This is a genomic window from Streptomyces sp. NPDC059785, from assembly GCF_042732375.1.
Taxonomy (GTDB): domain Bacteria; phylum Actinomycetota; class Actinomycetes; order Streptomycetales; family Streptomycetaceae; genus Streptomyces.
On sequence record NZ_JBHWHV010000004.1, the window covers coordinates 1 to 19,574 of the forward strand.

17 protein-coding genes are annotated in these 19,574 nt (G+C 72.6%); 4 read left to right on the forward strand and 13 right to left on the reverse strand.

Annotated elements, in window-relative coordinates; translation table 11 throughout:
* Positions 1 to 17 precede the first annotated feature (17 nt).
* Positions 18 to 2,603, reverse strand: a complete 2,586-nt coding sequence (locus tag ACFV6E_RS03770) for an ATP-dependent Clp protease ATP-binding subunit (protein WP_385459208.1) — start codon at positions 2,601 to 2,603, stop codon at positions 18 to 20.
* 247 nt (positions 2,604 to 2,850) lie between these two features.
* Here ACFV6E_RS03770 and ACFV6E_RS03775 point away from each other — a divergent pair, with 247 nt between their 5' ends.
* On the forward strand, positions 2,851 to 3,984 hold the full coding sequence (locus tag ACFV6E_RS03775; protein ID WP_385174485.1) for a lipid II:glycine glycyltransferase FemX: 1,134 nt from the start codon (positions 2,851 to 2,853) through the stop codon (positions 3,982 to 3,984).
* Between the two features lie 42 nt (positions 3,985 to 4,026).
* Here the strand turns inward: ACFV6E_RS03775 and ACFV6E_RS03780 are convergent, their stop codons facing one another.
* From ACFV6E_RS03780 to ACFV6E_RS03795, 4 genes are all read right to left on the reverse strand, one after another.
* On the reverse strand, positions 4,027 to 4,968 hold the full coding sequence (locus ACFV6E_RS03780) for a carbohydrate ABC transporter permease (RefSeq protein WP_385174488.1): 942 nt from the start codon (positions 4,966 to 4,968) through the stop codon (positions 4,027 to 4,029).
* 2 nt (positions 4,969 to 4,970) lie between these two features.
* Positions 4,971 to 5,876: a carbohydrate ABC transporter permease gene (locus ACFV6E_RS03785; protein WP_385174491.1), complete on the reverse strand. Its 906-nt coding sequence runs from the start codon at positions 5,874 to 5,876 to the stop codon at positions 4,971 to 4,973.
* 33 nt (positions 5,877 to 5,909) lie between these two features.
* Complete coding sequence (locus ACFV6E_RS03790) at positions 5,910 to 7,256, reverse strand: extracellular solute-binding protein (RefSeq protein ID WP_385459210.1); 1,347 nt, start codon at positions 7,254 to 7,256, stop codon at positions 5,910 to 5,912.
* 121 nt (positions 7,257 to 7,377) lie between these two features.
* A complete protein-coding gene (locus tag ACFV6E_RS03795) occupies positions 7,378 to 9,201 on the reverse strand; it encodes a glycoside hydrolase family 2 protein (protein ID WP_385174497.1) in 1,824 nt (607 codons plus the stop codon).
* Positions 9,202 to 9,314: 113 nt separating this feature from the next.
* Between ACFV6E_RS03795 and ACFV6E_RS03800 the strand changes: the two genes are divergently transcribed.
* On the forward strand, positions 9,315 to 10,367 hold the full coding sequence (locus tag ACFV6E_RS03800) for a LacI family DNA-binding transcriptional regulator (protein WP_385459212.1): 1,053 nt from the start codon (positions 9,315 to 9,317) through the stop codon (positions 10,365 to 10,367).
* 226 nt (positions 10,368 to 10,593) lie between these two features.
* Here the strand turns inward: ACFV6E_RS03800 and ACFV6E_RS03805 are convergent, their stop codons facing one another.
* The 3 genes from ACFV6E_RS03805 to ACFV6E_RS03815 all read right to left on the reverse strand — a co-directional run bounded on the left by ACFV6E_RS03805 (position 10,594) and on the right by ACFV6E_RS03815 (position 12,439).
* Positions 10,594 to 10,911, reverse strand: a complete 318-nt coding sequence (locus ACFV6E_RS03805) for a hypothetical protein (RefSeq protein ID WP_385459214.1) — start codon at positions 10,909 to 10,911, stop codon at positions 10,594 to 10,596.
* Between the two features lie 171 nt (positions 10,912 to 11,082).
* Positions 11,083 to 12,204 carry a response regulator gene (locus tag ACFV6E_RS03810; RefSeq protein WP_385459216.1) on the reverse strand — a complete coding sequence of 374 codons (1,122 nt, stop codon included), beginning with the start codon at positions 12,202 to 12,204 and terminating at the stop codon, positions 11,083 to 11,085.
* Complete coding sequence (locus tag ACFV6E_RS03815; protein ID WP_385175502.1) at positions 12,197 to 12,439, reverse strand: hypothetical protein; 243 nt, start codon at positions 12,437 to 12,439, stop codon at positions 12,197 to 12,199. Before ACFV6E_RS03815 ends, ACFV6E_RS03810 begins: the two co-directional genes overlap by 8 nt.
* Positions 12,440 to 12,803: 364 nt before the next feature.
* Between ACFV6E_RS03815 and ACFV6E_RS03820 the strand changes: the two genes are divergently transcribed.
* Together ACFV6E_RS03820 and ACFV6E_RS03825 are read left to right on the forward strand one after the other, a co-directional pair.
* Positions 12,804 to 14,543: an Imm49 family immunity protein gene (locus ACFV6E_RS03820; protein WP_385459218.1), complete on the forward strand. Its 1,740-nt coding sequence runs from the start codon at positions 12,804 to 12,806 to the stop codon at positions 14,541 to 14,543.
* 81 nt (positions 14,544 to 14,624) lie between these two features.
* Positions 14,625 to 15,275 (forward strand): DUF6928 family protein, encoded by a 651-nt coding sequence (locus tag ACFV6E_RS03825; RefSeq protein WP_385459220.1) that lies wholly within the window; start codon positions 14,625 to 14,627, stop codon positions 15,273 to 15,275.
* A 46-nt stretch (positions 15,276 to 15,321) separates the two neighbouring features.
* On the opposite strand, the gene ACFV6E_RS03830 is transcribed toward ACFV6E_RS03825, so the two are convergent.
* The 5 genes from ACFV6E_RS03830 to ACFV6E_RS03850 form a co-directional block, all read right to left on the reverse strand.
* The gene (locus tag ACFV6E_RS03830; RefSeq protein WP_385175493.1) at positions 15,322 to 16,134 is read right to left on the reverse strand and encodes an endo alpha-1,4 polygalactosaminidase; all 813 of its coding nucleotides are present in this window, start codon (positions 16,132 to 16,134) and stop codon (positions 15,322 to 15,324) included.
* Between the two features lie 62 nt (positions 16,135 to 16,196).
* Complete coding sequence (locus tag ACFV6E_RS03835) at positions 16,197 to 16,859, reverse strand: spherulation-specific family 4 protein (RefSeq protein ID WP_385459222.1); 663 nt, start codon at positions 16,857 to 16,859, stop codon at positions 16,197 to 16,199.
* Positions 16,856 to 17,785, reverse strand: coding sequence for an NAD-dependent epimerase/dehydratase family protein (locus tag ACFV6E_RS03840; RefSeq protein WP_385175487.1), 930 nt, complete (start codon positions 17,783 to 17,785; stop codon positions 16,856 to 16,858). Before ACFV6E_RS03840 ends, ACFV6E_RS03835 begins: the two co-directional genes overlap by 4 nt.
* A 7-nt stretch (positions 17,786 to 17,792) precedes the next feature.
* On the reverse strand, positions 17,793 to 18,506 hold the full coding sequence (locus ACFV6E_RS03845; RefSeq protein ID WP_385175484.1) for an NDP-sugar synthase: 714 nt from the start codon (positions 18,504 to 18,506) through the stop codon (positions 17,793 to 17,795).
* Between the two features lie 44 nt (positions 18,507 to 18,550).
* Positions 18,551 to 19,552 (reverse strand): GDP-mannose 4,6-dehydratase, encoded by a 1,002-nt coding sequence (locus ACFV6E_RS03850; RefSeq protein WP_385459224.1) that lies wholly within the window; start codon positions 19,550 to 19,552, stop codon positions 18,551 to 18,553.
* Between the last annotated feature and the right edge of the window lie 22 nt (positions 19,553 to 19,574).

Below are 19,574 nucleotides of genomic sequence, written 5' to 3' on the forward strand. Positions count from 1 at the left end.
CGGACCGTCACGTGTGCTCACTCCGAGGGCGCCTCGGGCTCCGGAGTCTCACCGGCACCGGACCCGTCCCCGGGCCCGTCCCCGCCGGGCTGCACCGTACGGAACCGCAGCTCTTCGTTCTCGACCGTGACCTCCACCCGGCTGCCCGGGGTGAGCTCGCCGTCGAGCAGCAGCCGCGAAAGACGGTTGTCGACCTCGCGCTGGATGGTGCGCCGCAGCGGGCGGGCGCCGTACTCGGGCTGGTGGCCGCGCCGGGCCAGCCAGTCGACGGCTCCGGGCGCGAACTCCAGGGTGACGCCCTGGGCGTGCAGCCGGCGCCGCGTCTCCTCCAGGAGCAGGTCGGTGACCTGGCGGAGCTGCTCCGCGCTCAGCCGCCGGAAGATGACGATCTCGTCGATCCGGTTGAGGAACTCGGGCCGGAAGTGCTCGCGCAGCGGCCGCAGCACCCGCTCGCGGCGCGCCGCCTCGTCGGCCTCGGAGCCGTGCGAGCGGAAGCCCAGCGTGGAACCGCCGGAGATGGCCTCGGAGCCCAGGTTGCTGGTCATGACGATGACGGTGTTGGTGAAGTTCACCGTCCTGCCCTGGGAGTCGGTGAGCCGCCCGTCGTCGAGTACCTGGAGCAGGATGTTGAAGACGTCCGGGTGCGCCTTCTCCACCTCGTCGAGCAGCAGCAGCGAGTACGGCTGGCGGCGTACGGTCTCGGTGAGCTGGCCGGCCTCGTCGTGGCCCACGTAGCCGGGCGGCGCGCCGACGAGACGGCTGACCGTGTGCCGCTCCTGGTACTCGCTCATGTCGAGGCGGACCATCCGGTCCTCGCTGCCGAACAGCGCCTCCGCCAGGGCCCTGGCCAGCTCGGTCTTGCCGACGCCCGTGGGGCCGAGGAAGAGGAAGCTGCCGATCGGGCGGTCCGGGCTGGCCAGTCCCGCGCGGGCGCGCAGGACCGCCTCCGCGACCGCTGTGACGGCCTCCTCCTGCCCGACGACCCGCTCGTGCAGATGCTCCTCCAGCTTGAGGAGACGGTCCTTCTCCTCCTCGGTGAGGGTGCTGACCGGGATGCCGGTCTGCCGGGACACCACCTCGGCGATGTCCTCCGGGGTGACCTCGATGTTCTGGCCGTCGCCCGGCTCGCGGACCCGGCCGGACTCGATCCGCCGCGACAGCTCCCCGATGCGGTCGCGCAGTTCGGTGGCGCGCTCGTAACTCTCGTCCGCGACCGCCTGGTCCTTGTCGCGGGTCAGCTGCTCCAGCTCGCGTTCGAGGGCGCGGACGCTGGTCCCCTTGGTGCGGGACCGCAGCCGGACCCGGGCGCCCGCCTGGTCCATCAGGTCGATGGCCTTGTCGGGCAGATAGCGGTCGGTGAGGTAGCGGTCGGACAGCTCCACGGCCGCGAACAGCGCCTCGTCGGAGTAGCGGACCTGGTGGTGGGCCTCGTAGCGGTCGCACAGGCCGCGCAGGATCTCCACCGCGTCCGCGACCGTCGGCTCCGGCACCAGGATCGGCTGGAAGCGGCGGGCGAGCGCCGCGTCCTTCTCGATGTGCCGCCGGTACTCGGCCAGCGTGGTGGCGCCGACGACATGCAGCTCGCCCCTGGCCAGCGCGGGCTTGAGCATGTTGCCCGCGTCCATCGAGCCGCCCTCGGAACCGCCGCCGCCGGCCCCGACCACGGTGTGCAGCTCGTCGATGAAGACGACCAGCCGGTCCGCGTTCTGGCGCACCTCGTTGATGATGCCGTTCAGCCGTTCCTCGAAGTCGCCGCGGTAGCGGGTGCCCGCCACGACCCCGGACAGGTCGAGGGCGACGACGCGGCGCTCGGCGAGCGTGTCCGGTACGTCGCCGTCGGCGATCCGCCGGGCGAGTCCCTCCACGACGGCCGTCTTGCCGACGCCCGCCTCGCCGATGAGCACCGGGTTGTTCTTGCCGCGCCGGGACAGCACCTCGATGGTCTGCTCGATCTCGTCGTCGCGGCCGATGACCGGGTCCACCCGGCCCTGACCGGCCAGGGCGGTCAGATCGCGTCCGTACCGGTCGAGGGTGGGCGTGCCGCTGTCCGCGGGCTGCCGCTGCTCCGGGTGGCCGTGGGCGCCCTGCTGGCCGTGCGGTGCCTGCGGGGTGCGGGCCGGGTCGAAGCGGGCCGCGTTGAGGATGTGCCCGGCCGCGGAGTCGGGGTTGGCGGCCATCGCCAGGACGATGTGTTCGGGGCCTATGTAGCCGGCGCCCACCTCGCGGGCCATCTCGGCGGCGTCGAGGAGGGCCCGCTTGACCGCGGGCGTCAGTGCCACGGACTGCCGGGGCGGGACCCGCTCGGTGTCGCCCGCGTGCCGGTCGATCTCGCCCGCCAGCTCGTCGGGGTCGGCCCCCGAGCGGGCGAACAGGCTGCGGGTCGGCTCGATGCTGAGAGCCGCGCGCAGCAGGTGTTCGGTGTCGAGGTTGCGCTTGCCGTGTTCCACCGCGTAGGAGGCCGCCGTCGTCATGAGCTGCCGGGCGGGCCCGCTCATCAGCCTGCCGAGGTCGATGGGCCGCCGGCCGCTGCCGAAGATGCGCGCGAAGAGTTCCCCGTCGGGATCCTGTCCGTATCCCTCCGGTCCGATGAAGCCGCCGCTCATTGCCGTCCATTCCGCCGCCCCCGCCGCCCCCGCGGGACGCACTGTTCCGTAGACATGGGGTACTTGTTACGCGTGCCCGACTACGGGTGTTTTATACGCTGAAGACCGCTTCATCCGGTGGTGATGGCCGAGTCACCCCAGTGGCGCAGGTGAATCCGGTCTCGGCGACGCTCCGTGACGGCCGACTGCGTAGTGTGGTTGTTCCGACGTCAGGAGCCGGCCGGCTCCGACGAGAGGAGCGCCGTACATGAGCCGTCCCCTTCGTCTGCGGGAGATCGGCCGCGAGGAGCATCTGGCCTTCGTCGCGGACCGGCCCTCGGTCAGCCATCTCCAGGTCCCGTCGTGGGGCGGGGTGAAGCCGGACTGGCGGGCGGTGAGCGTGGGCTGGTACGACGACGACCGCGGCGGCGCGCTCGTCGGGGCGGGCCTCGTCCTGCTGCGCCCGCTCCCCGGACTGAAGAGGTACTTCGCCTATCTGCCCGAGGGCCCGGCCATCGACTGGGAGGCGGCGGACCTGGGGCGGTGGCTCGATCCGCTGCTCGCGCATCTGAAGGGCCTCGGCGCCTTCTCCGTGAGGATGGGGCCGCCCGTCGTCGCCCGGCGGTGGAGCGCCGGCGCGGTCAGGGCGGGGCTCGCCGATCCGGGGGCGCGCCGGCTCGGCGACATCGAGCCCACCCGGCGGGACCCGCGGGCCGCCGCCGTCGCCGACCGGCTGCGCCGGGCGGGGTGGCGGCGCAGCGAGCCGGGCCACGGGGACGGCTTCGCGGCCGGGCAGCCGCGCCACGTCTTCCAGGTGCCGCTGGCCGGGCGGTCGCTCGACGAGGTGGAGCGGGGCCTCGGCCAGCAGTGGCGGCGCAACATCAGGAAGGCCGAGAAGGCGGGCGTCAAGGTCGTCCAGGGCGACCGCGAGGACCTGGCCGCCTTCCACGAGCTGTACCGCGAGACGGCCGAACGGGACCGCTTCCTGCCGCGCCCGCTGGGCTACTTCCGGCGGATGTGGGCGGAGCTGACCGCCGAGGACCCCGACCGCATGCGGGTGTACCTCGCCCACCACGACGGCGAGGTGGGCGCGGCCGCCACGATGCTGACCGTCGGCGACCACGTCTGGTACTCCTACGGCGCCTCCAGCAGCCGCAAGCGCGAGGTCCGGGCGAGCAACGCGCTCCAGTGGCGCATGCTGTCGGACGCGCACGCGAAGGGGGCGCGCGTCTACGACCTGCGCGGCATCACCGACAGCCTGGACGAGGACGATCCGCTGACCGGCCTGCTGCGGTTCAAGGCCGGCACCGGCGGCGAGGCCGTCGAGTACCTGGGCGAGTGGGACCACCCGCTGAACAGGCTGCTGCACAAGGCGTTCGGCCTCTGCCTGTCCCGGCGGTGAGGGCCGGGCAGGCAGAGGCTCCGTACCGCCCCGTGCGTGCCGTTACTGGCCTCCGAGTCCGGTCGTGGCGACCGACTTGACGATCTGCCGTTGGAAGAACAGGAAGACCACGACCAGGGGCAGCGCCGCGAGCACGGCCGACGCCATGGTCTGGGCGTACTGGATGCCGTAGGCGTTCTTCACCGAGGTGATGCCTACCGGGAGCGTCATCAGGGCCGGGTCGGAGGTGGAGACGAACGGCCACAGGAAGTTGTTCCAGGCGCCGATGAAGACGAAGATCGCCACGGCGGCGAGCATCGGCCGGGACAGCGGCAGCAGCACGGACCAGAACACCCGCCAGTGGCCCGCCCCGTCGATGCGGGCCGCCTCCTCCAGCTCGCGGGGGAGCGAGTCGAAGTGCTTCTTCAGGATGAACACCATGATGGGCGCCACCGTCTGCGGCAGGATCACGGCCGCGTAGGTGTCGGCAAGGTGCAGGGTCAGCATCTGCTGGAACCAGGGGACGATCAGCAGCTGCGGCGGCACCATCACCGCGGCCACGGTGAGGGCGAACAGCGCCTTGCGGCCCCTGAACAGCGTCCGGGAGAACGCGTAACCGGCCATCGCGGAGACGGCGACGGTGATGACCGTGACGGCCGCGGAGATCAGCAGGCTGTTGAACATCCACAGCGGCAGGTCGCCCGCGGTGATGACGTCGGTGAACCGGCTGAGCGTGAAACCGGAGCCCGGCCAGAACCAGTTCACCGGGTCACTGGCGTCGTCCTCCGACTTGAGCGCGGTCAGCAGCGCCCAGGCCATCGGCAGCAGCCATACGACGGCCAGCAGGGTGAGGACGGCGAGCGCGAGCACCCGGGCGGTGCGGCTCTCGCCGAGGACGAGCGGGCTGCCCTCGCGGGCCGGGGCGCGGCGGGGCGGGCGGCCGGGTACGACGGGACGCGCGGCCTTCGCAGGCTTCGGACGGGCGGGCAGATCGGTGGTGGTCATGATCACTTCTCCCGGCGGCGGAGGGCGGCGAACTGCACCGCGGAGGCGAGGAGGACGAGGGCGAAGAAGATGTAGCTGATCGCCGAGGCGTAGCCCAGCCGGTATCCGGTGAAGCCGGTGTCGTACATGTACTCGATGACCGGCCGCGTCGAGTTGTTGGGGCCGCCCTTGGTCAGCAGATAGACCTGATCGAAGACCTTCAGCGAGGCCAGCACCTGGAGCACCGTGATGACACCGGTGATCCGGCCGAGCTGCGGCAGGGTGATCGAGAACAGCCGGCGCCAGGCGCCCGCGCCGTCGATGGCGGCCGCCTCGTACAGGTGGTCCGGGATCGCCTGCAACGCGGCCAGGTACAGCAGGAAGTTGAAGCCGACCGTCCACCACAGGGTGGTCAGGGCGATCGCCCACATCGCCACCGACTCGTCGCTGAGCCAGGCGACGCCGTCGAGGCCGACGGCGCTCAGCAGGTGGTTGTACAGGCCGAGATCGGGCTGGTACAGCCAGATCCACAGCAGGCTGACCGCGCCCACGGGCAGCAGATAGGGCGCGAAGAACGCCAGGCGCCACACCCACTGGCCCGGCAGGCCGGTGTACACCAGCAGCGCCATGACGAGCGCCACGGCGACCAGCGGCACGGTGGAGATGAGCGTGAACAGCAGGGTGTGACCGAGCGAGCGCCACATCTCCGCGTCCTGGAGGGCCTCGCTGAAGTTGTCGAGGCCGATGAACGACGGCGTGTGGGCCGACAGGGACGTGTCCGTCAGGCTCATCCACAGCCCTTGCACCAGCGGCCAGACCATGAACAGGCCGAACAGCACCAGGAAGGGGAGCGCGAAGAGCAGGCCCGGCGGAACGGAGCGGCGCGCCGGCCGGGAGCCGGTGCGGGCCGAAGCAGAGGGAGAGGACATCGTTGTGCCTCCTGCGCGGGCAGAATCGGCCGGTCAGGCCGGGCTGGGCTTGGAGAGGAAGGTGTTGAGGCGCCGCACCATCGCGCGGGCCGCGCGATCGGGCGCCAGACCGTCGAGCAGGGCCTGCTGGAGCACCTGCGACATGGCGTTCTGGAAGTCGGAACCCGCGCCCACGAACCAGGCCGCCGGGTCGAGCACGACATGGTCCGCCGCGGAGACGTAGTTGGCCTGCGGCTTCAGCCGGGCGTAGGCGTCGGTGCGGGTGACCGGGCTGTACGCCGGGATGTGCCCGGCGCTCGCCCAGACCTTGGACGCCTTGAGCAGCGCGGCCACCGCCTGGTGGGTGCGCCTGCGGTGCTCCTTGTCCGGGCTCGGACGCTTGGGCAGCACGAAGGAGTGCGAGTCCGCGTACACGGCCGGGGTCCCGAAGACCGTGGGGAACGGCGCGGCGCCGACCTTCTTGTCCGCTCCCAGGTACGTGTTCAGCTCCCACCCGCCGGAGAGGATCATGGCGGTCTGCTTGTTGTTGAAGGCCGCCATGCCCGCGTTGTAGTCGAGCTGCCTGGGGTTGGTCTTCCCGTCGACGATCTTGGCCATGAAGGCGATGACCTCGGCCATCCGGTCCACGTCGACCTCGGCGGGCCCGCCCTCGGGGAGCTCGAAACGGCCGCCGGTCTGCTTGTAGAGCCCGTAGAACAGCCGCCAGCCCTGCGCGGTGTCGGTGACATAGCCGAAGGCGATGCCTTGCTGCCCGGACGCCTTCGCCAGTTCGCGCCCCGCGGCCAGGAACTTGTCCGGGGACGAGAAGGCGTCCGCGTCCAGGGTGCCGTCGGCCTTGAGCAGCCCGGCCTTCTTCACCGGCTCGGGGTGGTAGAAGGTGATGAACGGGTGGGTGTCCAGGGGCAGCGCGTAGGTCTTTCCCTGGTACTGGGTGGGGCCCCACACGGCGTCGGTGAAGTCGTCCCGCTCGACGCCGAACTCGGCCAGCGTGTCCAGGTCCCAGGGGTCCAGGAGACCCATCGGCGCGTAGCCGGCCAGCCGGGACATGTGCGAGATGGCCACGTCCGGGCCGCGGCCGCCGGCCGAGGCCATGGCCAGCTTGGTGTAGTAGGGCGAGCCCCACTCCAGGACGGTCCGCTCGATCTTGGTGCCGGGCATGTCCGGCTTGCCGGCGTCGGCCATGGTGTTGAACAGGCCACCGTCGGCGCCGCTGAACAGGTCCCAGAGGCGCACGGTGGAGTCGTCGGCGGCCAGCGCCGAGCCGCAGCCGCTCAGCGCGCCGCCGGCCAGCAGGGCTCCGGCGGAGGCGAGCGAGGCGGTGAGAACACGGCGCCGGGACAGGCGGGAGCCGCCTTCCGGGGCCGGGGGAAGATCCCTCATGAACCCTCCTTACATCGTTGTAGAAGCAGGGGTGTGTCGACAGGTCACAAGCAGGGGTGCTTCTCGGTCGAGAAGCGCGGCCGGGCGGGCGGCGTCGAGGGCGCCCGCCCGGCCGGTGGGGTCAGGGGCGCTCGAAGGCCGCGGCGCGCCGCTGGGCGTCGCGCAGCAGGGAGGTCTCGACCTTCTCGGAACGGTCGAAGGCGTAGACGCCGTTGCGTTCCTGGAAGACGTCGGTGAGCTGGGTGTAGCAGTAGCCGAACATGTCCGGGTCGTCGAGGAGCACGCCGACGAGCCCGGTGAAGCGGGAGACGAACTCCTCGGCGGTGCGCGGGCGTTCGCCGTAGCCCCAGGAGGCGCCGGACTCGTTGCCCGCGGCCGTCGCGGCGGCGGCCGGGTCCCACCAGACGCCGCCGAACTCGCTGCAGAAGTACGGCTGTCCGGCGTAGGGCAGGGACCAGGGGGCGTCGTCGGGGCCGGTGTTGAGGTACGGCCGGTTCTCGGCCAGACCGCCCATGATCTTGGCGAACGCCTCGGGGTCCTGCTCGTAGCAGTGCGAGTCGTAGACGTCCGTCTCGGCGACGCGGTGGGCGTACCCGGAGGAGTCGATCACCGGGCGGGTGGTGTCCATCGCCTTCGTGGCGAGGAACATCGCCCGCGTCACGTCGTCCAGCTGGGTGATGCGGTCGTGCAGCTTCTGGTACGTCTCGTTCAGCGGGCACCAGCCGATGATCGAGGGGTGCGAGTAGTCGCGCTCCAGCGCCTCCAGCCACTGCGTGGCGTACGAGGCGGTGGGCTGCTGGTTGTCGTCGCGCACGCCGACCTCGCAGCCCCAGTCGCCGAACTCGCCCCAGACCAGGTAGCCCAGACGGTCCGCGTGGTAGAGGAAGCGCTCCTCGAACACCTTCTGGTGCAGCCGGGCCCCGTTGAAGCCGGCCGCGAGACCCAGCTCGATGTCGCGGACCAGGTCGGCGTCGCTCGGCGCGGTCATCAGACCGTCGGGGTAGTAGCCCTGGTCCAGGACCAGCCGCTGGAACACCGGCTCCCCGTTGATCAGCACCTGCTTGCCGCGCAGCGCCACCGACCGCAGCCCCGCGTACGAGCGCACGTCGTCCACGACGGTGCCCCCGGTGTCCAGGAGCTGGAATCGCAGCCCGTACAGGTGCGGGTCCTCGGGCGACCAGGCGCGGGCCTGTCCGGAGGGCAGGATCAGCGTCAGCCGCGGGCACAGGTCCAGGTCGGCGCGCGCCTCGGCGGTGACCACTTCGGTGTCGCCGTCGGTCAGGACGGCACGCACGCGGTGCCCGGCGAGGTTGGCGGTCAGCGGCAGCTCGACGTGGAAGGAGCCGGAGCCGAGGTCCGGGGTGACGCGGGGGCGCTTGAGGCGGGCGGCGCGGGGCACGGGCTCCAGCCACACGGTCTGCCAGATGCCCGTCGTCCGGGTGTAGTGGCAGTGGGTGTTGGCGTACCAGGTCGCCTGCTTGCCGCGGGCCTGCGGGCCGTGCCGGCTGTCCCGGGCGCGCACCACGATCACGGCCTCGGTGCCGGGCTCGGCGACCCCGTCGAGGTCGGCGGTGAACGGGGTGAAGCCGCCGCGGTGCCTGGCCACCTCGGTGCCGTTCACCCAGACCGTGGTGTCGTGGTCGACGGCCTGGAAGTGCAGCAGCACCCGGGCGTCGCCCCACTCGGCCGGGACGGTCACGGTGCGGCGGTACCAGACGGCTTCCATGAAGTCGGTGTCGCCGGTCCCCGACAGCTCCGACTCGGGGCAGAACGGCACGGTGATCGAGCCCGACAGCTCCCGCTCACGCAGTCCGCGCTCCAGGCCGGAGTCCGACCGGTCGATCTCGAACTGCCACCTCCCGTTGAGATTCAGCCAGTTCTCGCGGACGAACTGGGGCCGGGGGTACTCCGGACGCGGAACGTCCTGGGGCAGGGGAGAGCTCATGTGTGCTTCTCGCTTCGTGCTGGTGCGACCGTTGCGGCGCCTATGGCATCACGCGATTACATCGATGTAAATACCCTTGACAGAGGAGCGGCCCGCTGCGAGACCGATTCGTGATGCCGGGTACGATCACACAGGCTTCGAGGAGGACACGGGTGGCGGCAAGGGTCAGGATCAAGGACGTCGCGGCGCACGCGGGGGTCTCGCCCAAGACCGTGTCCAACGTCATCAACGACTACGAACACGTCTCGGAGACGACCAGGGCCGCGGTCCGCGAGTCCATCGAGACCCTCGGCTACCGGGTGAACATCGCAGGGCGCCAGCTCCGCCGCGGCCGCACCGGCATGATCGCCCTGGCCGTGCCCGAGCTGGACGTCGCCTACTTCTCCGAGCTGGCCAAGTACGTGATGGCGGCGGCCGACCGCAGGGGCAGCACCGTCCTCATCCACCAGACGGGCGGCCGCCGCGAGAGCGAACTCGCGGCGCTGAACGGCTTCGACGCCCAGTTCACCGACGGCGTCGTGCTCAACGCGCTCACCCTGCACCCGCGCGACCTGGAGAACCACCAGGGCCATCTGCCCGTCGTCCTGCTGGGTGAACGGCACACCGGCAGCCTCGACCATGTGGGCATCGACAACGTCGCCGCCGCCCGGGAGGTCACCGAACACCTGCTGGCCAGGGGGCGCCGCCGGATCGGGGTGATCGGCGGTTCGCTGCGCGGCCGGCAGGGCACCGACCGGCTGCGCACCACCGGCCACCGCCAGGCGCTGAAGGCGGCCGGACTGCCCTTCGACAGCGACCTCGTCGTCCCCGTCGACGCCTTCCACTGGCACGACGGCGCCCGCGCCGCCGTCGACCTGGTCTCGCGCCCCGACCGGCCCGACGCGCTGCTCTGCCTCAACGACCACCTGGCCCTCGGCGCGGTGCGCGCGCTGCACGAGCACGGGATGCGGGTGCCGGACGACCTCGACGTGGTCGGCTTCGACGACATCCAGGCGGCCAGCTTCAGCATCCCCACCATCACCACGGTCGCCCCCGACAAGGAGGGCATCGCCCGCGCCGCCGTCGACCTGCTCCTCGACCGCATCGAGCGCCCCGACGCGGACACCGGCTCCGCGGAACACGTCGTCGGATACCGGCTGATCGTCCGGGAGAGCTCGGGCGGCTGACCGGCGCGAAGGCTCCCGGCGACCGACCGGTGCGCCAAGTCCTGCTGCCGCCGGGACTGTCGGTGGAAATGCCCGTTGCTGTGCCGGTATCGCCGATCGCGTCCGTGTACATCGATGTAAACGCACAAGCCGGACACGCGGCCGCCTGTCTGGCGGACCCCGCGTCGTCGTGCCGCGTCACCGCGGCGCGTACGACGCCGCGACGCGCGCCACGGCGCAACACGCCCTAGGTGTCGGCCGGTGGCGGCTGCGGGACGTAGTGCCGTGTGTTCGTGTCGTCGTCGACCGGGGCGAGGAGGACGGTGCCGCCGAACTCGGTGCCGTCCTGTGCCACCACCTCGAGGCGGCCGTCCACCACGCGGCTGCCCCGGCCCGCCGTCGTGCCCTCGGGCAGCCTGGCCACCCGCAGGTGCGGCCGCCGCCCCTGGGGATCGTGCTGCCGGAGTATCTCGCCGCGCGGACTGTGGAGCGCGGCCGGCTCGGTGTGCAGCCCGACGACCATGCCGGTCTCCGCGTCGTAGACGACGTAGTGGGCCAGTTCCATGGAGTCCCCCTGAGCGATGTCAGGTGATGCGGACCCCTCAGCGAGGGGGCACCGGATCGCTTCAACGTAAGGGCGGCCGTCGGCACCCGGCAACGGCCAGAATCGGCCTCGACGTGACGTTGCGCGGCAAATGTCCACCGGGTGCCGCCCGGGCGGACGGCACCGCCCCCGTCACGGCCGCTGGTTGACCCGCCGTTCCAGGAAGATGCCGGTGAACACCGCCACCTTCGCGCGCAGCACCCAGGGGTCGAAGGGCTTGGCGATGTAGTCGACGGCGCCCGCGGCGTAACCGCGGGCGGAGTGCTCGGGATCGGCGCCCATCGCGGTCAGGAAGATGATCGGGATGTCGCGGGTGCGGCCGTGGCGCTTGATGTGCGCGGCCGTCTCGTACCCGTCCATGCCGGGCATCTGGACGTCCATGATGATGACGGCGAAGTCGTCGTGGTCGAGCAGCGCCTTCAGCGCGTCGCGGCCGGACGCCGCGGCGACGACCTCCTGTTCGAGGATGGAGAGCACGGCTGTCATCGCCAGCAGGTTGTCCGCCTGGTCGTCGACGATCAGCACCTTCGGCCGGACCGGCGTGCCGGAGCCGGAGCCGGTGCCGGGCGCCGGGAACAGGGCGTGCCCGCCGTCCGCCTCCTGGGCCCGCTCGATCGCCTCCAGCTGCCGTTCGAGCAGCTCGCACCGTTGCTCGGCGTCCTCGTGCCGCCGTCTGGCGTCGCCGAGTTCACGGCTGAGGCGGCGCACCTCGGCCCGCAGGCCGTCGCGTTCCCGCAGCAGCTGGTCCACGTCCGGCGCGGCGTCCACGAGCGCGTCGGCCCGCGCCCGCTCGGCCGACCAGTCCGCCTCCAGCTGGTTCAGCCGCACTTCCAGGTCGGCGATGCGGTGCCGGCGGTCGAGGAGCGCGTCGCCCAGTACGTCCCCGTGGGCGGTGGCGCGGCGGGACGTGCGGTCGGCGTCGGCCAGCTGCTGCTCGATCAGCTCGACGGCGTGCCGGGGCGAGGCGCCGCCGCGCACCGCCGCGTGGTGCAGGCCCCGTACCAGGTCGATGGCGGCGGGGGTGGCCGAGACGCCCCGGTGCTCGGCGAGGTCGGTGAACAGATCCATGACCAGTTCCCAGGGCGGGACACGGGTGCCGTTGAGATACCGCGAGAGCGTGCCCGGGTCACGGTGCCGGCGCACCGCGTAGCGGCGCACCGACACCTCCAGGCCGTCGAACAGCTCCCGCAGCGCCTGGGCGAGGGCCCGCGCCTCGGTGTTCAGATCGGCGGCCAGCGGCCTCAGTTCAGCCATGGCCGCCGTCCCGTCCGCGGCCGGACCGGGTCTCCCGCGCGCGGTCGCAGTGCGTCTCCCGGGCGACCAGACCGTTGAAGAACGGCACCGCGAGGCCCGCGGCGGCCGCCCCGTGCAGGACGCTCACCGCCCCGGCGCTGCCTCCGACCAGGCTGAGCACACCGGTTCCCACCCCGGTGAGCACGGCGAGCAGCAGCACCACGGTCGACCTCAGCGACAGTAAGGACGGCTCCATGTCTCTCCCCTGACTTACTCGGACAGCCGCCGAAGCCGGCTGCGCGGCGGTCCGCGGCCGACGCCCGCGAACACGGCACAGCATGGGGCGTCCGCCGGGTGTTGCGCGCCGCAACGGCGAACGTGGGCACAACCGGCAGCGGCGCGTGGTGTTGCCCCCACGTGGGCGGCCCCCCGTGGCAACGGTCCGCGGCGGCGGCCCGACGGTGCTCCCGCGCGCGTACCGGCCGTGGAAGGTCACGCTGCGGTAAGGCTTCCCGCGGCCGCCGCCCGCGACGGCCGGCCCGGGGACACCAGCACCTAAGCTGAGCTGTGGCCATGACATGGGTACGGGGAGCCGAGCAGTGCGAATAGAGCGACACCAGGTGAGCGGGTCCGCGGTCGCGGCGGCGCGGGAGGACTTCACCAACAGGATCGGCCGGCAGGTCCGCTCGATGTCCAGGGCGGGCCGGATGACGACCTGGGAATGGACGGAGCTGAGCGGGGAGTTCCTCGATTACCTCGGCGCCCTCTCCCTCGCGTCGCCCCGCCTCGACACCCCGGAGGCCAAAGCCGTCCTGCACGACGCCGCCGAGGCCGCGGCCGGAGCCGTGGCCTACGCCGCGTACTACCCGCACAACGGCTTCAGCGTCTTCCTCGACTACGTCAACTTCGGGATGAGCTACGACGCGGGCGAGGACGGCGACCCGGAGAGCGTCTCCGCCGGCACCTGGCTCGACGCCTTCTGCCTGACCGTCCTGGACGACCGCGCCCAGTGGCACGGCGAGGCGTTCCACTTCGCCCGGGAGATCCCGCAGACGGGCCGCGCGGGACGGCCGGACGCCGAACTCATCAACGGCTTCATGGCGTACGTCATCGGCGACACCGGCGACGACGACGCGGGCTGTCCGCCGTCCCAGCAGGAGAGGTGCGCCGCCCTCGACGCGGCCCTCGCCCGGATCGGAACCCTGGACGACGAGGCCCCGGAAGACCTCCTCGACGCCCCCGGCACCACCGCGCTGCACGCGCTGCGCGCGCTGGCCACGGACGACCGGGCCGCCTTCAAAGCCGCGCTGGCCAAGCTGCTGGCCGGGCACAGCGCCCTGACCGGGACCGGCCTCAGGCCGCGCACGCTGCTGCCCCTGGTTCCGCTGACCCTGGCGGCGCTGGCCCACCGCGGCAAGGGCTGGCCCCCGGCGGTCGACTCCGACTACCTGCCGCGCGCGCTGGTCACCGGCTTCGAGACCGCCGGACCCCGGGTGCAGGCGTACGGCAGAGCCCGGCGCCCCGACGCGGTCGCCGAACTGGCCGCGGGGACCGTGGTGTTCGAGCGCCCCGAGAACCCCCACCCGATCGCGCTGGAGAGCGAGGCCCTCTTCGAGGAGCACACCCGGGAGGCGTTCACCCCCGTCGCCGGGAAGCCGCCGGCCACCTGGCAGCTCGCCTTCGCCATGGACGACCAGGAGCTGCTGTTCAAGGCCCGCGCCTCGCTCGCCCCCGACGTCACGGAGCGGCACGCGCGCGGGCTGCGGCTCGCCTCCCAGATGGGCGCCGCGCTGTTCCGCACCGCCCTCGCCGACCCCGGCACCACCGTCGACGTGCGGATCAACGGCGCCACGGTCACCTACGCCGCCTACCGCGGTGAGGACGCGGGCCCCGGACGCTGGCACAAGGCGGTGAACCTGGCGCTGGTCACCGGCGTCCGCGAGGACCTCGCCCCGCTCGTCATCGCCGGACCCGCGAGCCTCGCCGAGGACGGCTCCGCCTTCGCCTCCTACCGGCGCGCCCTGCTGGACTATCTGCGCGGCGCCGACCCGGAGCCCGCGACCGACCAGGCGCTGCACGACTTCGTGAAGGCGAAGGGCTGGGGCTTCTTCCCGCCGCCGGTCACGCTCTTCTCCCAGCTGGTCGAGGGCGATGAAGAAAGCTTCAACCTCGCGCTCCTCGACGCCCTGGAGGAGCACCGCGACCACTATCTGGTCGCCGACCGGGCCTCCGACGCGGACGCCGCCCTCAGCCTCGACATCCTCGCCCTCGCCTGCCACGCCCGCCGCCGCGGCTGGACCGTCCGGGTGGCGTCCCCGTACCTGCCGCCGCGCATCCTCTCGGCGGCGACCCCGCTGTGACGGGCGCCCCGCCCGTTGTCAGTGCCGGGAGTCAGCCTCGGGCGCAACAGCCGCAGGCAGCGGTACGAGGGGGACGGGCGTATGGGGGCGAAGTCGGCGGTGCCGGCCTGCGCGGACGGCGCGGTGGGCGGGCTGCTCGCGGACGCGGCGGAGGCCGACCGGGAGCGGACCGCCGCGCTGGTGGGCCGGACACGGCCGGGGCGGCGCTGCGAGGAGGACGGCGAGGAGCCCTGGTTCCTGGCGGACGCCGTCCATCCGCCCGAGGGGACGGTGTGCGCGCTGTCCGTCCCGGGACTGGACCTCGTCTGCGACCGGGACGTCATGATCGGGCGGCCGTCACGGCTCCCGGCGCACCTGGTGGCCGCGGGCCGCGGACGGCGGCTCTGCCTCCACGCCATGCACAGCGGCGGCGACCGGCCGGCCTTCGCGCTCTGGGAGGACGGCCGGCTCGTGCGTTCGCTGAGCCTGAGCCCGGACGAGGGCGTCATCGAGGACATCGGCGACCGGCTCCCCTTCGAGCGCGCCTACTGGGACGGCCGGCACCCGGTGCGACCCGATGCGCCGGACGCGGAGCCGTACGCCCTGCCCTTCCACCCGCTCGACCTCAAAGAGCGGGCGCTCCTGGAGTTCTTCGGCTTCCACCTCGAAGGGTGCGCCGGCGGCGAGGACGTCCCCGAGCCGGTGGTGGACGTCTTCGGCACCCGGCTCCGGGGCTACCGGATATCCGGCTGAGACCACGGGCCGGTGATCAGCAGGGTCTGCGGACCACCGGCCGGGGTCAGCAGGGCGTGCGCCAGACGTCCAGCTCCAGCCTCTTGCGCATGGACGACAGCCCGAGCCTGCGGGACTCGGCGCAGAAGGCGTGGACCGGCTCGGCGTACTCGACGTGGAAGACCGCCTTCCCGGCCCGGACGAACGGGGTGAGCCGTTCGCACTCGTCGAACTGCGCGCACTCCTCGTTGACCGCGAAGTCGAAGTGGCCGAGGAGCTGCGGGATCTGCGGCAGGTCGTTCTTCAGTCCCACGGACAGGCCCCGGTCGTGCGCGATGTCGGCGATCATGCGGTTGTAGGCGAGCTGGTCCCGCTCCGTCAGCGGGAAGCCGGTGTCGTCGGCGTACCCCTCGAGCAGGTCCGGCTCCACCGCGTCGAAGCCCTTGTCGCGGCACATGTCGATGCGGCGCTCCATGACGGGGCGCAGGACGGACAGCCGGCGGATGTCGAGCCAGCGCTCGCCGGCCCAGCCGTTCGGGGAGCCGAGCACGGAGCGGGGGAAGTCGCCCTGGTCGGGGCGGAAGTCCTCCCAGGCGCCCGCGTTGATGTAGCAGATGACCCTGCGGCCGTCGCGGTGCAGCCGGGCCACGTCCGCCGCGGAGTTCTCGAACCCGTCGATGTCGTACACGGGCACGTCGACGGACGGGTCGACCTTCCCGTCGAGCTGCCACTGCCAGGCCACACCCGGGCGGGGCTGCCAGCGCTGCCCGGCGCGGGCGTGCCCGCCGGGGGAGCCGCCACCGGCCGGGTCGCCGGAGGGGGAGCACCCGGCCAGTACGAGCACCGACAGCACGGCGAGCAGCGCGCACCGCCGCGGCACACGCCTCACCCCGCCGTCGCGGTGAGGCACGCGCCCCGCCCCGGCCCGTCGCGGCACCCGCCTCACCGCTCCGTCCCGTTCAGCGCCGGGCTCAACCCTGCCCAGGGGTTGGGCGGTTCGCCCGTCACCGGGCCGCAGACCCCCGCGCCCCGCTCGCGCGCGGTGCGTACGGCGAGCGGAACCAGGGCCTCGGGCACCCCGTAGACGAGGTGGCAGAACCGCTCGGGCGGGTGCCGGGCGGTCCACTCCGGTCTGCTGAACGCCGCCACGTAGGTGGACCAGTGGCTCTCGAAGGTGACGAGCAGATCGGCGACGCGGGCGTAGCCGGGCGCCGGGTGCACGCCCGGGTTGAGCACGACGGGCGCCGCCCCGAGCCTGCGCACGGCCTGTACCAGCCGCTTGCAGGCGGACAGTTCCGCCGCTCCTGCGGTCGCCCGGTCCAGGAAGCAGCCGTCGGTCCCGTACCACTCCTGGTGCCGGGTGACGTCGTCGGCGATCGCGGCCGGGGAGCGGGTCCCGTACCCGGCGTCGACGTAGCCCAGGAGCCGGGCGCCGGCGGAGCGGAGCGCCTCGGCCGCCGCGGTGAACGCCGGATCGGGGCCGGTGCCGGGCCCGTTCGCCGGGTTGAGCACCACCGCGTAGGTCCGGTCGGCCGCCGTGATCAGCCGGTGCCAGGCGCCCGGGTCCTCCGCCGGATGGACGTACAGCGGGATCAGCAGGCTCATGGCGTGGGGCCGCCCTCCGCGCGGGGCGGCGCGGCGGACGCGCCCGCCGTCCACAGGGCGGTCAGCGAGTCCTCCAGGGTCAGGGCGGGACGCCAGCCGAGCGCGGACCCGGCGGCGGTGATGTCGGAGCACTGCCACGACACCCCGCCCGAGCGTGCGGAGCGGTCGGGGCCGCTCTCCTCGATCCGCCCGCGGAACCCGGAGATCCGGGCCAGCCGGTGGACCAGGTCCCGCACCGGGACGGCGTCCCCGCCGCCGATGTTGAGGACGCCGGGCAGCGGTCCGGGCGCCGTCGCCGCGAGCACCGCGGCCCGCGCCACGTCGCGTGCGTCCACGAAGTCGCGGTACGCCGACAGGTCGCCGAGCCGGATCACCGCGTCCGGGTCGGGCCCGGCCTCGCGCAGCAGCCCGGCGATCCGGCCCGGCAGGCCGGTGCGGGGCGCGCCCGGCCCCACCGGGTTGCCGACCCGCAGCACCACCGCGTCGAGCCCCGAGGTGGTGACCGTGACGGTGCCGGCCAGCTTGGTGGCGCCGTACGCGGTGAGCGGCCGGGTGGCCGCCGTCTCCGTCACTCTGGTCTGCGGCGTGCCGGGTCCGTACTCGGCGGCCGAGCCGAGATGGACCAGGCGGGCGTCGGGCCGCGCGTCCCGCAGCGCCGCGCACAGGACGGCGGTGCCGCGGGAGTTGACCTCGGCGAGGGTCACGGCGTCGCCGCCGGTGGCGCCCGCGCAGTTGATCACGGCGTCGGGGGCGGCCGACGCCAGTGCCTTCGCCAGGTGTTCCGGGCGTGCGGTGGCCAGGTCGACGCCGAGGTCGGCGGCGGGCGAGCGGCCGCCGCCGAGCAGCCGCACGTCCGGCAGGACGCGCAACCGCTCGGCGACGTGGCCGCCCAGATAGCCGGTGAAGCCCAGGACGAGAATGCGCATGCGGGGGTCAGGCTCCCTTGAGCAGCAGCGACTTGCGGGTGGTGAACTCGGCGTTGGCCCGGTCGTAGTCGTCGGGGCGTCCGATGTCCAGCCAGTATCCGTCGAAGTCGTAGGCGTACGGCGGGTTGTCTTCCTTGAGCAGGTCGAGGACCAGCTCGTCGAAGCCGAGCGGCAGCCCGGCGGTGTAGCCCTCTAGCGTGGCCCGGGACAGCCCGTAGACGCCCATGGAGACGTGGTAGTCCATGCTGGGCTTCTCGGTGAACCCGACGACCCGGCTGGCCCGGGTGGTCAGCACCCCGAAGTCGATGTGCACCTTGCGGGCGTACGTGGCGATGGTCAGCGGGGCGCCGGAGTCCCGGTGCCGGCGCAGGACGTCGGCGTAGTCGAGGTCGGTGAGCACGTCGCCGTTCATGACCAGGAACGACTCGGGCAGCCGCTCGCGCATGGTGAGCAGCGGGCCGATGGTGCCCAGCGGGCTCTCCTCGGTGGTGTAGTCGACCTTCAGGCCCCACTGCGAGCCGTCGCCGACATAGGCGCGGATGATCTCGCCGAGGTGGCCTATGGCTATGGTGCAGCCGGTGAAACCGGCCGTGGCGAGCTGGCGCAGCACGATCTCCAGGATGGCGTGCTGGTCGCCGATGGGCACGAGCGGCTTGGGCAGCGCGGTGGTGTAGGGCCGCAGCCGGACGCCCTTGCCCCCCGCCAGGATCACTGCGTGCATGGGACTCTCCTCCGTGTGTACGTGCGCAGACGTGCCGGACGGGGTCAGATGTTGTAGATGCCGGTCTTGTAGCGGGCCAGGTTGGCCGGGTCGCGGAAGAACTCGACGGTGTGCGCGAGGCCCTGCTCCAGGTCGTGCGCGGGGCTCCAGCCGGTCGCCTCGCGCAGCCGGGTGGCGTCCGCGACCAGCCGCAGGACCTCCGAGTTCGCGGGCCTGATCCGGCGGACGTCCTCGCGTACGTCGAGCGAGGTGTCCATCACCTTGCCGATCAGGGCGACCAGGTCGCCGATCGAGATCTCGCCGCCGGTACCGGCGTTGAAGGTCCGCCCGACCACCTGCTCGGCGGGCGCGGTGCCCACCGCGAGGAACGCCCGCGCGGTGTCCTTGACGTAGGTGAAGTCCCGGGTGGGGCGCAGATCGCCGAGGGTGATGGTGCGCTCCCCGGCCGCCACCTGGCCGATCACGGTGGGGATCACGGCGCGCATCGACTGGCGGGGGCCGAAGGTGTTGAACGGCCGCAGCGTCACCACGGGGGTGTCGAAACTGGCGTGGTAGCTGTCCGCCAGCCGGTCGCCGCCCGCCTTCGAAGCGGCGTACGGGGACTGGGTGTTGATCGGGTGGTCCTCGGTGATCGGCACGGTCCGCGCGGTGCCGTAGGTCTCGCTGGTGGAGGTGTGCACCAGCCGTGGGGTGCCGAGGGCGCGCACCGCCTCCAGCACGTTGAGGGTGCCGGTGACATTGGTGTCCACGTAGCTGTGCGGCGCCTGGTAGGAGTACGGGATCGCGATCAGCGCGGCCAGGTGGTAGACGCAGTCCGCGTCGTCCACCAGGCCGCGGACGGAGCCGGGGTCCCGGACGTCGCCGAGGACGATCTCGACCTCGGCGAGCACCTCGGGCGCCAGGGTCTCCAGCCACCCGTAGGAGGAGAAGGAGTTGTACTGCGCCATGGCCCTCACCCGGTGTCCTGAGGCGACCAGCGCCTCGGTGAGGTGGGAGCCGATGAAACCCTCGGCCCCGGTGACGGCGGCAAGTGGTGTGGGGGACAACTCAGGGGTCCTTCCGTTCGGT